Genomic DNA, 14,058 nt, shown 5'->3' on the forward strand with positions numbered 1-14,058 from the left:
ATGGCGACCCTCCACGAATGGATCGAGGGTGCCCGCCCGCGCACCCTGCCCGCCGCCCTCGCCCCCGTCCTCCTCGGCACGGCCTGCGCCTACGCCGTCGACGCCGGCCACCTCGGCCGCGCCGCCCTCGCGCTCGTCGTCGCGCTCGCGCTCCAGGTGGGCGTCAACTACGCGAACGACTACTCCGACGGCATCCGCGGCACCGACGAGAACCGCACCGGCCCCGTCCGTCTCGTCGGCCAGGGCCTCGCCCCCGCCGCACACGTCAAGCGGGCCGCGTTCGCCTCGTTCGGCGTCGCCGCTCTCGCCGGACTCCTCCTCGTCGCGCTGTGCGGCGCGTGGTGGCTCCTCCTCGTCGGCGCCGTGTCCGTCGTCGCCGCGTGGTTCTACACCGGCGGGCGACGCCCCTACGGCTACCTCGGGCTCGGCGAGATCTTCGTCTTCGTCTTCTTCGGCCTCGTCGCCACGCTGGGCACGACGTACACCCAGGCCGACACGACGACCCTCGCCTCGTGGGCCGCGGCCACCGGCGTCGGTCTGCTCTCGTGCGCGATCCTCATGGTGAACAACGTCCGCGACATCCCCACCGACGGCCCGGCGGGAAAGCGCACCCTCGCCGTCCGTCTCGGCGAGCGACGTGCCCGACTCACGTACGTCGGGATGCTCGTCGCCGCGTTCGTCGCCTGCGCCGTCGCCGCAGTGCAGCACCCGGGAGCCCTCGTCGGTCTCCTCGTCGCACCGCTCGCCGTGCGCCCCTGCAAGGACATGCTCGGCGGCGCCACCGGTCGCGGCCTCATCCCCGCGCTCGGTGCGACCGGCAAGCTCACGCTCGCATACGCCGTCGCCGTCGCCGTCGGGATCGGCGTCGTCGTGTTCCCCACGATGTCCTGACCGCGCCGCCCCGACCTCACCCGCACACGAACGAGGCCGCTGCCCGGAGCTCCGGGCAGCGGCCTCGTCGTCGTTCGACGGGTGTGGTGTCGACGCGTGGGTCGACGGGGGTGCGGTCAGCGGAAGGCCTGGTCCTCGACGTCCTCGTCGGTGACGGCGTCGGCGTGCCGGCGGCGACCGCGGGTGGGCGCGGGCTCGGCCGGGGCGGCCTCCTCGAGCGGGGCCTCACCGCGGCGGCGGGCGGAACGCTCGACGATCTCCGCGCTCATCCTGTCGCGCATGCCACTGAGGGCGAAGACGGAGATGAGCATCGAGACGGTCGCCGCGACGAGGAGGAGCACGAGGAGGTTCTCCAAGCCCATGAGCCGGAAGAGCCCGAGGCAGCCGAGGAAGATGAGGATGCGGGCGAGCGAGTAACGAACGGTGTACGACATCAGAGTCCCGAGTAGGAGTGGAGTCCGGAGAAGAAGAAGTTGACGACGGTGGTGTTGAGGAGGATCGCGACGTAGCCGGCGATCGCGATGACGTTCGACGTGCGTCGCTTCCATCCGCTCGTCGCGCGCGCGTGGAGGTAGGCGGCGTAGAGCACCCAGATGACGAAGGTCCACACCTCCTTGGGGTCCCAGCTCCAGTAGGTACCCCACGCCTTCTGGCCCCAGATGGCGCCCGCGATGATCGTGAAGGTCCACAGCGGGAACGCGGCGACGTTGAGCGAGTAGGCGATACGGTCGAGCCGGGCCGCGCCGGGGAGGGCGTCGAGGAGCGTGCCGAGGCGGGACGTCGACGGCGCGCGACCCTCGGCCCGCTGCCGTTCCCGACGCTCGACGCCGAGCTGGACGAGGAGGATGCAGAACGCGACGGTGAAGATGCCGATGGAGATGATCGCGATCGGCACGTGGATGGCGATCCAGTAGCTCTGCAGGGCCGGCGCGAGCTCGGCCGCGGGCACGTACCAGGCGACGAGCGCGAGGCCGAGGACGGAGAGCACCGGGACGACCACGAACAGCCCGAGCCACCGCAGCGGGCGGCGCTGGGCGAGCACGAGGTAGGTGAGGAGCGTCGCCGTGGCGCCGGCGACGGCGAACTCGAAGAGGTTGGCGACGGGCACACGCGAGACGGAGAGCCCGCGGAGCGCCAGCGACACGACGAGGAACAACGCGCCGAGCCAACTCAGGGACATCCCGAGGCTGCCCGAGGCGGGCTCGCGGCGATCGCCCTCGGCCACCGCACTCGCGGGCGTCGTGGCCACGTCCTCCCGACCGTGGCCACCGGTGGTGACGCCGGTGGTGGAGTCGCCGGTGGTGGAGTCGCTGGTGGTGGAGTCGCCGGTCACGGCGTCGCCGCGGGCCGCACCCGCGGTGACGAGCACAGGCGAGTCCGTGTGGGTGCGTGCCGCCTCCGACTCGGAGACCCGTCGGGCCTCCCGCCCGGAGGCGAGGCGGGCGAGATACAGCGTGAAGGCCGTCATCGCGCAGGCGAGCGCCGCCATCGCCACGTAGAGGGCATAGGTCGCGAGCTGGGCCATCTGGATGGAAGTCATGAACGGTCCGTCCCCTCGGTCGAGTCGATGATAGTCGTGTCGCCGAGGCGTTCGGCGAGGTCCTCGGCGAGATCCCGCAACGTGCCGGGGAGTCCGGCGTCGTCACGGCGGGTGAGTCCGGCGAGGACGACCTGGGTGCGCGGCCCTGCCACGGTGCCGGGGTCGGCGGTAGCCGTCGGGTCCGTGCCCGGCGTGGGCGGCGCGCCTGTCGTCACCGCGGGGGCGCCCTCGCGTCGTGCCCGGAGGAACACGCGGCGTCGCGGCACGACGAGCGAGGCGAGCAGGCCGAGGAGCATGACGACCGACGAGCCGAGGGCGAGGCCCTTGACCGGGTCGTAGCGGGTCGAGACGCCGGCCCAGCGGTCGACGGCGGAGAGCTCGACGCTCCCCCGCCCGCCCGGCAGGGTCGCCTTCTCGCCCGGCCGCAACCGGAGGGTGAGGGGCGCACCGGAGGCGTCCTTCACCGGGTCGAGGCCGCGAGTGTCGAGGCGGTACACCGACTGGGGTTCCGAGTCGGGGAAGAGTGTGCCCTCGTGGACGGCGAGGACGAGCATCGGGTCGTTGAGCCCGGGGAAGCCGGACTCGAGGTTCCCGGCGACGCCGGAGCCGCTGCCCTCGCCGACCTCGACGACGGTGGGGAGGAAGACGCCGGAGAACCCGAGCTGCTTCGGCGAGGCTGCGGGCACCTTGATCGCGCCGCTGGAGCGGTAGTTGCCGTCGTCGGGGAGGAACGGGGTGGCCTGCCGGTAGAGGACCCGGCCGCCCGCGTCGCGCACGGTGACGACCGGCGCGTACCCGTTGCCGAGGAGGTAGACCTCCGCGCCGGAGAACTCGAGGGGGTGGTTGACGGCGAGGGTGTCGGTGCGGGGGGCGCCGCCCGGGGTGTCGCGCACGGTCGTCTCGACGCGGAACTCGCGCGGGGCGCCGAGCTGGCCGGTGCCGATCTCGTCCTCGAACCGGGCGACCATCGAGTCGAGCGTGACGACGAACGGCTGCATCCGGTCCGCGTCGACGAGCGGGCCGCCGGAGAACGTGTGGTAGGCGGCGCGGTTGTTGGCGAAGCTCTCGCCGATGGGGACGATGCGGTCGCCCTTCCAGCCGACGAGGTAGCCCGCGGCGAGGGAGAGGATGACGGCGACCACGCCGTAGTGGAACAGGAGGTTGCCCGCCTCGCGGAGGTAGCCCGTCTCGGCGGCGACCTCGGCGACCTCTCCCCCGGCGCGTGCCGGCCGGTCGTCGGCGCGGCGGAGGCGGTACCGGCGGTGGCGCAGGAGCGCGCGGGCGGCGTCCTCGACCTCCGCAGGACTCGCGGAGGTCTCGAGGCGCAGGCTCGTGCCGAGGCGTTCGGGCCGGCGGGGCACGGCGGGCGGCGGCCCGGTGAGGGTGCGTCGGTAGGTCGCGGTGCGCGGGAGGATGCAGCCGACGAGCGAGATGACGAGCAGCAGGTAGATCGCCGAGAACCACGGCGAGGTGTAGACGCCGAAGAACCCGAGGGTGTCGAGGATCGGGCCCGCGACGGGGTGCTTGCCGATGAACGTGTCGACGGCGGTGACGTCGATGTTGCGCTGCGGGAACACCGAGCCGGGGATCGCCGCGAGCGCGACGAGCAGGAGGAGGAGCAGCGCGGTGCGCATGCTCGTGAGCTGCCGCCAGAGGAACCTCACCCAGCCGCGGAACCCGAGGCGGGGGCCGCGGAGCGGGCCCGCGACGCCGGGGTCGTCGGGGAGGGAGTCGAGGGTCGTCGGCGAGTCGGGGGTGTCGTCGAGGCCGACGGCGGAGTGGCGCGCCGCCGGGGTCCGGGGCTCCGGTCCCGTACTCGCGGGGTCCTCCGGCGTCGATGCGGGTGTCACCGCGTCCTCCTCGTGGTCGGGGTGCGTCGGGTGGGGGTGGCCTCGTCCGGGTGCGTGCCCAGGTGGGCGTTCCGGTGGGCGTCGTCGGGGACGGGCGGGGTCGGGAGGGGTCTCACAGCAGCGTCTCGTATCGGCTCACGAGGCCGGCCTGGAGGCGCGCGACGATCTCCGTCCAACCGCCGGTGACGAGGAGGAGCCCGACGACGAGGAGCAGACCGCCGCCGAAGAGGTGGATCCCCCGCTGATGGCGACGGAGCCAGGCGGAGGTCGAGAGCGCGCGAGACCACCCGGCGGCGATGAGGAGGAACGGCACCCCGAGTCCGAGGCAGTAGGCGAGGCCGAGGACGAGTCCGCGGGCGATGAGGTGGCCGTCACCGGCGAGGTTCGTCGCGAGCGTGTAGATCATCGCGAGGGTCGGCCCCATGCAGGGCGCCCAGCCGAGCCCGAACACGACGCCGAGCAGCGGCGCGCCCGCGAGTCCGGCCGCGGGGCGCCACCGGGGCGCCCACGTGCGTTGCCCGAGGGAGCCGCCCCAGCCGAGGAAGACGAACGCGAGGAGGACGACGAGCACGCCACCGGCCCGCACGAGCGTCTCCTGGTGGACGCGGAGGAACGAGCCCGCCGCGGCGGCGAAGAGGGTGCCGGTGAGGAAGACGGCCGTGAACCCGAGGACGAAGAGGGCCGCGCCGAGGAGGACCCGGCAGCGGGGCTGGTCGTCGAGGGGGCGGTCGGCCGCGCCGGTGACGAACCCGAGGAACCCGGGCACGAGCGGCAGGACGCACGGCGACGCGAACGAGACGAGCCCCGCGAGCAGCGCCACGAGGGTGGCGAGCAGCAGGTTTCCGTCGGCGATGATCTCGGTGACGCCGCCGGTGTCGGCGAGCAGCACCTCAGCCCTCGGCGAGGAGGTCGTCGACGAGGCCGGTGACCGTGGCCGACGTCGTCTCGCCGGTGACGCGGGCCGCGATGCGTCCCTGTCGGTCGAGGAGGATCGTCGCGGGCGGGGTGGAGGCCTTGTCCTGGAGTGCGGTGAGGGCGGCGCCGCCGTCGTCGGCGAGCGAGGGGTACGTCGTGCCGACGCGACGCATGAACGCGGCCGCCGTCTCGGGAGCCTCATTGACGTCGACGCCCATGAACTCGACGGGCTTCTTCGTCTTCTCGAGGGTGGCGTGGGCCTTCTGCAGCTCCGGCATCTCGGCGACGCACGGCGGACACCACGAACCCCACACGTTGAGGACGACGATCTTGTCCCGGTGGTCGACGCTCGACCACGCCTGGCCGTCGAGGGTCTTTCCCGTGAGGGTGACGGGTTCGCCGCGGTCCGCGGCGGACAGCTTCTCGATGCGTCCGTCACCGCTCACGTAGGCGCGGTCGGCGACCTCCTTGGCCTGACCGGCGACGGTGTCGTCGCCACCCTGGGCGCCGGAGCAGCCGCCGAGGACGCCGAGGGTGAGCGCGGCCGCACCGGCGAGGACGGCCCGGCATCCTCGGGTCGGGAGGACGTGCGGACGGGGGTCGGAGGAGGACACGGCGGGGCTCACAGGTCGGCGCACGGCTCGGCGTAGGCGACGGAGGTGAGGTCGTCGTCGTGGTAGGTGAGCGTGGTCACCGACGCGAGACGACACTCCCGCTTGCGGGGGTCGTGCCAGAGACGGCGGCCCTCGGCGTAGCTGCGGGCCGTCCACACGCAGAGCTCGTGCGAGACGAGCATGATCTCGTGCCCCGGCGCGAATGCTCGGGCCGCGTCGACGGCCTCCATCATGCGGGCCGCGATCGAGGTGTAGGACTCGCCCCACGAGGGGAGGAACGGGTTGACGAGCAGGCTCCAATACTTCGGGTGCAGCAGCTGTTTCGGGTTCGACCCGATCGTTTCGCCCTCGAAGTGGTTGCCCGCCTCGAGGAGACGCGAGTCCGTGCGCACCGGCAGCCCATGGGCGCGTGCGGTGGGCTCGGCGGTCTCCTGGGCGCGCTCCATCGGGGAGGCGGTGACGGCGGCGAGGTCGTGCCCGTCGAAGTACTCCGCGAGGCGGTCGGCCATGGCGCGGCCCCGCGCGGAGAGGTGGTAGCCGGGCATCCGGCCGTAGAGCACCCGGCCGGGGTTCTCGACCTCGCCGTGGCGGACGAGGTGGACGAGCGTACGGGTCATCGGTCCATCCTGGCACGGGATTCCGAGGCCGCCCTGGCAGCGTCGGGCAGCGCGTCGAGGACGACCTCGACGGCGGCGTCGTCGTGGGACGCGCCGACGAACCACGACTCGAACGCGCTCGGCGGGAGGTGGACGCCGGACTCGAGCATCGAGTGGAAGAACGCGGCGAATGCGGGCAGGTCCTGCGCGCGGGCGTCGTCGTAGTTTCGGACGACCCCCGTCTCGGCGCCGCGGCTGCCCTCGGAGACGAAGAAGATGCTGAACATGCTGCCCGCCCACTGGACGACGTGCGGCACGCCCTGGACGTCGAGCGCGGAGGAGGCGGCCTCGGCGATCGTGCGGGAGACCTCCTCGAGACGCGTGTAGACCTCGCTCGTGCACCCCTGCAGCGTGGCGAGACCGGCCGCGGTGGCGATGGGGTTCCCCGAGAGGGTGCCCGCCTGGTAGACGGGGCCGAGGGGGGCGAGGTGGCCCATGATGTCGGCGCGGCCGCCGAACGCCGCGGCCGGGAACCCGCCACCCATGACCTTGCCGAACGTGAAGAGGTCGGGGGCGCCGCCGTCGTAGGGGCCCTCGAGGCCGTACCAACCGGAACGGCTGCAGCGGAAGCCCGTCATCACCTCGTCGGAGACGAGGAGCGCGCCGTGCTCGGCGGTGACGCGCCGCATCGCCTCGGTGAAGCCGGGGGCGGGCGGCACGACGCCCATGTTGCCGGGGCTCGCCTCGGTGATGAGGCAGGCGATCTCGTCGCCGTGCTCGGCGAACGCGGCCTCGAGGGCGTCGACGTCGTTGTACGGGAGGACGATCGTCTCGCCCGCGGCCGAGGCGGGCACGCCCGCGGAGTCGGGCAGGGCGAACGTCGCGACACCGCTGCCCGCGTGGGCGAGGAGGGCGTCGACGTGGCCGTGGTAGCAGCCGGCGAACTTGACGACGGTGCTGCGGCCGGTGAACCCACGCGCGAGGCGAACGGCGCTCATCGTCGCCTCGGTGCCGCTGCTCACGAGGCGGACCTGCTCGACGGGGTCGACGCGGGACACGATCTCGGCGGCGAGGGCGACCTCGTTCTCGCTCGGCGTGCCGAAGCTGAATCCTCGCGTCGCGGCGTCCTGCACGGCCGCCATGACGTCGGGGTGCGCGTGGCCGAGGATCATCGGGCCCCACGAGGCGATGAGGTCGACGTACCGGTTGCCGTCGACGTCGGTGAGCCACGGCCCCTTCGCCTCCCGGATGAACCGGGGCGTGCCGCCGACGGCGCGGAACGCGCGGACGGGGCTGTTGACGCCGCCGGGGGTGACCTGCGCGGCGCGCTCCATGAGGTCGGCCGAACGATCGATGGTCGGGTGGGATCGCGTCATGCGTTCATCCTCGCTCAGGTGGTCCGCGAGGGGCCGCCGGGGGTCCGCTCGCTCATGATGCCGTCTCGGATCTGCCCCATCGCGTCCCCGAGCCGCTGGAAGCCCTCGGGGCCGAGGTGGTCGATGAGGTGATGTCGGACACTCGCCACGTGCAACGGCGCCACCGGGTCGAGAAGTTCCCGACCGGCCTCGGTGAGCCACAGTTCGACGCCGCGACCGTCGTCCTCGGCGCGCCGACGCTGCACGAGACCGCGCTTCTCCAGCCGGCTCGCCGTGTGGGTGAGACGGCTGCGGGACCGGACGACGGAGTCCGCAGGGGTCGACATGCGGACGTGCTGGCCCCCGTCTCGGAGACGACCGCGAGGACCTCGTACTCCCCGAGCTGGAGGCCGTGGACACGGACGCCCTCGTCGAGGACGTCGTGGGTGAGGCGCATCGCCGCGAGACAGGCGCGCCAGGCGCTGCTCGTCGTCGGTGAGCCAGGTCGTCCGGGGCTCGTGGGTGGTCTCGTCCGTGGTCGCGTCCGTGGTCTCCGGAGAGGGGTGGTCCGGCATGTCGTCCCGTTCGTCGGGCCGCAGGGTCACCCCTGCAGGCGGCGCGCCACCTCGAGGGCGTAGTAGGTGAGGATCGACCCCGCGCCGGCGCGCTTGATCGAGGTGAGAGCCTCCATGACGACGCGGTCGCGGTCGATCCAGCCCTGGGCGGCGGCGGCCTCGATCTGGGCGTACTCCCCGGAGACCTGGTAGGCCGACGTGGGGACGCCGGCCTCGTGGGCCACCTCGGTGACGGCCCGGAGGACGTCGAGGTAGGGCAGCGCCGGCTTGACCATGACGATGTCGGCCCCCTCCTCGATGTCGAGGCGCGCCTCACGGAGCGACTCGGAGAGGTTGGCCGGGTCCTGCTGGTAGGTGGAGCGGTCGCCCTCGAGCGTCGACTCGACCGCCTCGCGGAACGGGCCGTAGAACCCGGAGGAGTACTTCGCGGCGTAGGCGAGCACGGCGACGTCGGTGCGTCCGTGGGCGTCGAGGGCGTCGCGGACGACGCCGATCTGGCCGTCCATCATCCCGGACGGGCCGAGGACGTGGGCGCCGGCGTCGGCCTGCGCACACGCCATCGCGGCGTAGCGCTCGAGGGTGGCGTCGTTGTCGACGACGGTGGCACCGCGGGCGTCGGTGGTGAGGACGCCGCAGTGGCCGTGGTCGGTGAACTCGTCGAGGCACAGGTCGGCCATGACGAGGGTGTCGTCGCCGACGGCCTCCCGCACGCGGGCGAGCCCGACGTTGAGGATGCCGTCGGGGTGGTCGGCGGCGGAGCCGACGGCGTCGCGCGTGGCGGGCACGCCGAAGAGCATCACCCCGCCGACACCGGCGTCGGCGGCCTCCCGGGTGGCGACGACGAGGGAGTCGAGGGAGTGTTGGACGACGCCCGGCATCGAGGTGATCGGCACCGGGAGGTCCACCCCCTCCCGCACGAACATCGGGAGGATGAGGTCGGAGGGGTGGAGACGCGTCTCGGCGACGAGGGCACGCATCGCGGCCGAGCTGCGGAGCCGGCGGGGCCGGACGCGGCCGACGCGGACGTCGGTGTCGGGGGGGGTCATCAGCGGGCCTTCCTGCGGGCGGCGGGGCGACGTTCGCTCGGGCGTCGCACATCCTCCCCCGCCTCGATCGAGTCGGCGCGCAACCGGCGCCCGTGGGCGGCGAGGGCGTCGACGAGCGCGTCCGAGGACGCCTCCTCGGCGAGGACGGAGACGGTGAGTCCATGCTCCTCGGCCGTCTTGGCGGTCGCGGGGCCGATGCAGGCGACGACCGTCGTGGGGTGCGGCTTGCCGGCGATGCCGACGAGGTTGCGCACCGTGGAGGACGACGTGAAGATCACGGCGTCGAAGGCGCCCTGCTTGATCGCGTCGCGGATCTCGACGGCGGGCGGGGCGGCGCGGACGGTGCGGTAGGCGGTGACGTCGTCGACCTCCCAGCCCATCTCCTGCAGACCGGCGACGAGCGTGTCGGTGGCGATGTCGGCCCGCGGGAGGAAGACACCGTTGATGGGGTCGAGGACCTCGTCGTAGGGCGGCCACACCTCGAGGAGCCCCTTGGCGGACTGCTCGCCCGTGGGCAGGAGGTCGGGCTCGAGACCCATCTCGCGGAGCGCCTCGGCGGTGACCCCGCCGACAGCGGCGATCTTGAGCCCGGCGAAGGCGCGGACGTCGAGGCCGATCTCCTCGAGCTTCTCGCGCACGGCGCGGACGGCGTTGACCGAGGTGAACCCGACCCACTCGTACCGGCCGGTGACGAGGCCCTTGATCGCACGCTGCATCTGCTGCGGGGTGCGGGGCGGCTCGACGCTGATCGTGGGGACGGTCTCGCCGCGGGCGCCGTACTCGGCGAGGCGCTCGATCGTGGGTCCGGCCTGGTCCTTCGTGCGGGGCACGAGCACCCGCCACCCGAAGAGCGGCTTGGTCTCGTACCAGGACATCTCGTCGCGGAGGGAGACCGTCGCGCCGACGAGGGCGACGTCGGGCTGGAGCTCTCCGCTGCGGAGGAGCGCAGGGGCGTCGGCGAGCGTCGACGTCGTCGTGCGCTGCTCGGTGGTCGTGCCGTTCTCGGTGATGGCGACCGGCGTGGCACCGTCCCGCCCGGCCTCGGCGAGGTGCTCGAGGCCGTCGGCGAGGCGCTCGGCGTCGCCGAGGACGACGACCGTCGTCGAGTCGGCGACCCCGCCGCTCCAGTCCGCGTCGGAGGCGGCCGCGTCGACGATGTGGACGGAGCCGGACTCGCGGGAGGTGAGCGGGATGCCCGCGTAGGCGGCGACACCGGCGGACGTGCTCACACCGGGGACGATCTCGGTGGCGTGGCCCGCCTTGTGGCAGGCGGCGAGCTCGGCGGCGAGGCCGTGGAAGGCCGTCGGGTCACCGGTCATGAGTCGGACGAGGAGTCCGCCGCCGGATCCCGCACGGGCCGCATCCTTGCCGACCTGCGTGGCGGCGCGGGCGACGAGCTTGGCCCACGAGGCGTGGGTGAGCGCGTTGCCGCGGTCGCCCTCGGTCGTCTCGATGATCGTCACGTCGGGACGCCCGTACTCGCGGGCGAGGACCTCGGCGGCGGCGTCGTCGACGACGACGGCGTCGGCGGCCGCGAGGAGTTCGGCGGCCCGGACGGTGAGCAGGGCGTGGTCGCCCGGTCCGGCGCCCACGAACGCGACCCGCGTCGGGGTGGCACCGGAGGCCGGGGCGGGCGGGGAGGTCCGGCGGGAGGTGGTCACGGTGTCTGCTCCTTGGGGGCGCCCATGTCGTTCGGGCTGTCCGGGTGGTCGCCTTCGTGCTGCGGCCTCGTTCGTGAGGGAGTGCGGGCGAGCATGCTCGCGGGGATGCGATCGGCTCCGTCGGCGAGGAGCTCCGTCGCGAGGGCGACGCCGACGTCGGCGGGCGTCTCTGCCGCGCCGGTGGCGCGGCGGCGCAGCGCGATCGTCGCGTCGTCGCTGCCGGCGAAGGCCTCGAGCACGAGTCCTCCGTCGTCCTCGACGCGGGCGTAGGCCCCGACGGGGGCGGTGCAGCCCGCCTCGAGCGCACGCAGGAGGGCGCGCTCGGCGGTGATCGCGATGCGGGTGGGGTCGTGTTCGAGAGCGCCGAGCGCCTCGACGAGGTCGGTGTCGCTCTCGCGGCACTCGACGGCGAGGGCGCCCTGCCCGGGGGCGGGGAGCATGATCGCCGTGTCGACGACGTCGGTGATCTCGGCGTCACGGCCGAGGCGGCGGAGTCCGGCCCCGGCGAGGACGACGGCGTCGAGTTCGCCGCTCGTCACGCGGCGGACGCGGCTGTCGACGTTGCCCCGAATGGGTTCGACGACGAGGTCGGGCCGATGGACGGCGAGCTGCGCGGCGCGCCGCGGCGACCCGGTGCCGACGCGGGCCCCCGCGGGGAGCTGCGCGAGCGTGAGCCCGTCGCGGGCGACGAGCACGTCGCGCGGGTCCTCCCGCACGGGCACGGCCGCGATGACGAGGCCGGGCTCGGGCAGGACCGGCAGGTCCTTGAGGGAGTGGACGGCGAGGTCGACCTCACCGGCACGCAGGGCGTGACGCAGGGCCGAGGCGAAGACGCCGGTGCCGCCGATCTGGGTGAGCGGCGCGTGGTTGACGTCGCCTTCGGTGACGACCTCGACGATCTCGACCTGCAGGCCACGGGCCCGGAGGAGGTCGGCCACCCACCCCGACTGTGTCGTCGCGAGGGCGCTGCGGCGGGTGCCGAGGCGCAGGACGCGTTCGGTGAGGGGCGGGAACTCGCCCGCGGGAACGGCCGCGTCGGGAGACGGCGGCGTCCGGTCGGAATCGGTCACGGCAGATCACCTGCCCCGCCACGCTCGGGCGGCCGGGAGACCGTCGAGACGTGCGCATGGTCGAGGTCGAACAGCTCCCGCAACGCGTCGGCGTACCCGCCCTCGACGCCCCGGCCGCGGGCGGTGAGCTCTTTCACCCGCACCGTCGGGGTGTGGAGGAGCTTCTCGACGACGCGGTGGACGGCGAGCTTGACCTCCTCGCGGGTGCGGGGGTCCATGTCGGGGACGCGCGCGTCGAGACGCTCCATCTCGCTGCTGACGACGGACGCGGCGTGCTGACGGAGGGCGGCGACGGCGGGGCCGACGGCCTCCTGGCGGCGGGACACGAGGAACGCGGCGACCTCGGAGACGACGAGGTCCTGCACCTGCCGGAGCGCCTCGCCACCGAGGGCCGTCTCGGCGAGGTCATGACCGAGGTTCTCGAGGGCGAGGAGCCGGCAGCCCGGGAGCTCACCGACGGCCGGGTCGACGTCGCGCGGGAGCGCGAGGTCGACGAGGGCCAGCGGCCTGGACGGCCGGGTCGACATCGCGGCCGCGACCATGGCGGTGTCGACGACGTGGTCCATCGCCCCCGTGCAGGTGACGACGACGTCGGCGGCGGCGATCACCTCGTGGAGCGCGTCCCATTCGTAGGCCGTGGCGCCAGTGGCGGCGGCGAGCCGTGAGGACCGTTCCGTCGTGCGGTTGACGACACCGAGCGAGGCCACCCCGCGACGCGCGGCCGTGGTGGCGACGAGCGAACTCATCGCCCCCGCACCGACGACGAGGACCGACGCGGATGCGAGGGACCCGACGTGCCGCTCGGCGCGGTCGAGGCCCGCGACGACGAGCGAGGAACCGTACCGGTCGAGGTCGGTATCGGAGTGCGCACGCTTGCCCACGCGCAGCGCGTGCTGGAGGAGGAGGTTGAGCTCGTGACCGACGGCACCGGAGGCCTGCCCCCGGGCGAGCGTCTCGCGGATCTGGCCGAGGATCTGCGCCTCGCCGACCGCCATCGCGTCGAGCCCGCAGGCGACGGAGAAGACGTGGGCGATGGCCCGGTCCTCGTAGTGGACGTAGAACGCCGCGTTGAGCTCCTCGCGGTCGACGCCGGTGATGCGTGCGACCGCGTCGCCGATGTGGGCGACGGCACCGTGGAACGCGCTCGCCTCGGCGTACACCTCGAGGCGGTTGCACGTGGCGAGCAACGCGACCTCGTCGATGTGCTCTCCCCCGAGGAGGGCCGAGGTGAGGAGGTCGGCCGCGGCGGCGTCGAGGGAGATACGCTCGAGCAGCGCCATCGGCGCGCTGTGATGGGAGATCCCCATGACGACGAGACTCACCGGGCCACCCCCTGCGAACCGGGGCGGTGGAGCCCACTACGATAGCGGCGTCGCCCTTCCGTGGCCGAAAGGGCGTGAACGGTCAACGGTGTCTCCGACTCTTCATAGACGACGTGCCGGCGGTGAGGCTCTCGTGCCCCGGCCAGGACTTCGTTCACCTTAGTTCCACCCCTCGTCCGCGACAAATGAGCGGGACGATCTCGCCCCGCGGGACAAGGTGCCCGCAGGCACCGACGACGAGGGCGGTCAGGCGCTGCGTGCCGTCCCCATCCGCTGCGAGAGCTCACTGCGCAGGCGTCGCTCGCTCACGCGCCAGTAGTCGTGGGTCTCACCGTCGATGAGCGTGACCGGGATCTGCTCCCACCACATCGGGTCGGGATCCGCGATGTCGGGGAGGGACTGCTCCTCGAACCCCACGCCCAGCTCGCCGGTCACCCGGACCACGACGTCACGGGCCAGCGTGCACAGGTGGCACCCGGGCTTCGTGATGAGCGTGACCGTGGGGGTCTGCGTGCTGTCCATGACGACAACTGTATGACGACCGTCCGACATCTCCCGCATCCACAGGTATGGAACGCCCGTCCAGGTCGGTCGACCCGCCCCGGGCGCCCCCCGTCGACCGG

General features: G+C 73.3%; 14 protein-coding genes. 1 reads left to right on the forward strand and 13 read right to left on the reverse strand.

Annotated features, from left to right (window positions below; translation table 11 throughout):
- Positions 1-891, forward strand: coding sequence for a 1,4-dihydroxy-2-naphthoate polyprenyltransferase (locus MOPEL_RS08235; RefSeq protein WP_009482424.1), 891 nt, complete (start codon positions 1-3; stop codon positions 889-891).
- 116 nt (positions 892-1,007) lie between these two features.
- Here MOPEL_RS08235 and MOPEL_RS15945 read toward each other — a convergent pair whose 3' ends face one another.
- From MOPEL_RS15945 to MOPEL_RS08300, 13 genes are all read right to left on the reverse strand, one after another.
- A complete protein-coding gene (locus MOPEL_RS15945) occupies positions 1,008-1,325 on the reverse strand; it encodes a DUF4229 domain-containing protein (RefSeq protein WP_009482425.1) in 318 nt (105 codons plus the stop codon).
- A complete protein-coding gene (gene ccsB / locus MOPEL_RS08245; protein ID WP_009482426.1) occupies positions 1,325-2,431 on the reverse strand; it encodes a c-type cytochrome biogenesis protein CcsB in 1,107 nt (368 codons plus the stop codon). Before ccsB ends, MOPEL_RS15945 begins: the two co-directional genes overlap by 1 nt.
- Complete coding sequence (gene resB, locus MOPEL_RS08250) at positions 2,428-4,281, reverse strand: cytochrome c biogenesis protein ResB (protein ID WP_009482427.1); 1,854 nt, start codon at positions 4,279-4,281, stop codon at positions 2,428-2,430. Before resB ends, ccsB begins: the two co-directional genes overlap by 4 nt.
- Positions 4,282-4,393: 112 nt before the next feature.
- Positions 4,394-5,170 (reverse strand): cytochrome c biogenesis CcdA family protein, encoded by a 777-nt coding sequence (locus MOPEL_RS08255; RefSeq protein ID WP_009482428.1) that lies wholly within the window; start codon positions 5,168-5,170, stop codon positions 4,394-4,396.
- 1 nt (position 5,171) lies between these two features.
- Positions 5,172-5,810: a TlpA family protein disulfide reductase gene (locus tag MOPEL_RS08260; protein WP_051992264.1), complete on the reverse strand. Its 639-nt coding sequence runs from the start codon at positions 5,808-5,810 to the stop codon at positions 5,172-5,174.
- Between the two features lie 8 nt (positions 5,811-5,818).
- A complete protein-coding gene (locus MOPEL_RS08265) occupies positions 5,819-6,427 on the reverse strand; it encodes a histidine phosphatase family protein (RefSeq protein WP_009482430.1) in 609 nt (202 codons plus the stop codon).
- Positions 6,424-7,782, reverse strand: a complete 1,359-nt coding sequence (gene hemL / locus MOPEL_RS08270) for a glutamate-1-semialdehyde 2,1-aminomutase (protein ID WP_009482431.1) — start codon at positions 7,780-7,782, stop codon at positions 6,424-6,426. Before hemL ends, MOPEL_RS08265 begins: the two co-directional genes overlap by 4 nt.
- 14 nt (positions 7,783-7,796) lie before the next feature.
- Positions 7,797-8,108 (reverse strand): MarR family winged helix-turn-helix transcriptional regulator, encoded by a 312-nt coding sequence (locus tag MOPEL_RS17220; RefSeq protein ID WP_009482432.1) that lies wholly within the window; start codon positions 8,106-8,108, stop codon positions 7,797-7,799.
- A 254-nt stretch (positions 8,109-8,362) separates the two neighbouring features.
- Positions 8,363-9,382, reverse strand: coding sequence for a porphobilinogen synthase (hemB, locus tag MOPEL_RS08280; RefSeq protein WP_009482433.1), 1,020 nt, complete (start codon positions 9,380-9,382; stop codon positions 8,363-8,365).
- On the reverse strand, positions 9,382-11,043 hold the full coding sequence (locus tag MOPEL_RS08285) for a bifunctional uroporphyrinogen-III C-methyltransferase/uroporphyrinogen-III synthase (RefSeq protein WP_009482434.1): 1,662 nt from the start codon (positions 11,041-11,043) through the stop codon (positions 9,382-9,384). Before MOPEL_RS08285 ends, hemB begins: the two co-directional genes overlap by 1 nt.
- Positions 11,040-12,113 (reverse strand): hydroxymethylbilane synthase, encoded by a 1,074-nt coding sequence (gene hemC, locus MOPEL_RS08290; protein WP_009482435.1) that lies wholly within the window; start codon positions 12,111-12,113, stop codon positions 11,040-11,042. Before hemC ends, MOPEL_RS08285 begins: the two co-directional genes overlap by 4 nt.
- A complete protein-coding gene (locus MOPEL_RS08295) occupies positions 12,110-13,435 on the reverse strand; it encodes a glutamyl-tRNA reductase (protein ID WP_009482436.1) in 1,326 nt (441 codons plus the stop codon). Before MOPEL_RS08295 ends, hemC begins: the two co-directional genes overlap by 4 nt.
- A 246-nt stretch (positions 13,436-13,681) precedes the next feature.
- Complete coding sequence (locus MOPEL_RS08300; RefSeq protein ID WP_009482437.1) at positions 13,682-13,957, reverse strand: glutaredoxin family protein; 276 nt, start codon at positions 13,955-13,957, stop codon at positions 13,682-13,684.
- Between the last annotated feature and the right edge of the window lie 101 nt (positions 13,958-14,058).

Source organism: Mobilicoccus pelagius NBRC 104925, from assembly GCF_000247995.1.
In the GTDB taxonomy this organism is placed as follows: Bacteria; Actinomycetota; Actinomycetes; order Actinomycetales; family Dermatophilaceae; genus Mobilicoccus; species Mobilicoccus pelagius.

What these genes read in the sequence shown, in the direction of transcription:
- MOPEL_RS08235 (WP_009482424.1), top strand. Translation starts at nt 1, where the DNA reads ATGGCGACCCTCCACGAATGGATCGAGGGTGCCCGCCCGCGCACCCTG.
- MOPEL_RS15945 (WP_009482425.1), bottom strand. Translation starts at nt 1,325, where the DNA reads ATGTCGTACACCGTTCGTTACTCGCTCGCCCGCATCCTCATCTTCCTC.
- ccsB (WP_009482426.1), bottom strand. Translation starts at nt 2,431, where the DNA reads ATGACTTCCATCCAGATGGCCCAGCTCGCGACCTATGCCCTCTACGTG.
- MOPEL_RS08265 (WP_009482430.1), bottom strand. Translation starts at nt 6,427, where the DNA reads ATGACCCGTACGCTCGTCCACCTCGTCCGCCACGGCGAGGTCGAGAAC.
- hemL (WP_009482431.1), bottom strand. Translation starts at nt 7,782, where the DNA reads ATGACGCGATCCCACCCGACCATCGATCGTTCGGCCGACCTCATGGAG.
- MOPEL_RS17220 (WP_009482432.1), bottom strand. Translation starts at nt 8,108, where the DNA reads ATGTCGACCCCTGCGGACTCCGTCGTCCGGTCCCGCAGCCGTCTCACC.
- hemB (WP_009482433.1), bottom strand. Translation starts at nt 9,382, where the DNA reads ATGACCCCCCCCGACACCGACGTCCGCGTCGGCCGCGTCCGGCCCCGC.
- MOPEL_RS08300 (WP_009482437.1), bottom strand. Translation starts at nt 13,957, where the DNA reads ATGGACAGCACGCAGACCCCCACGGTCACGCTCATCACGAAGCCCGGG.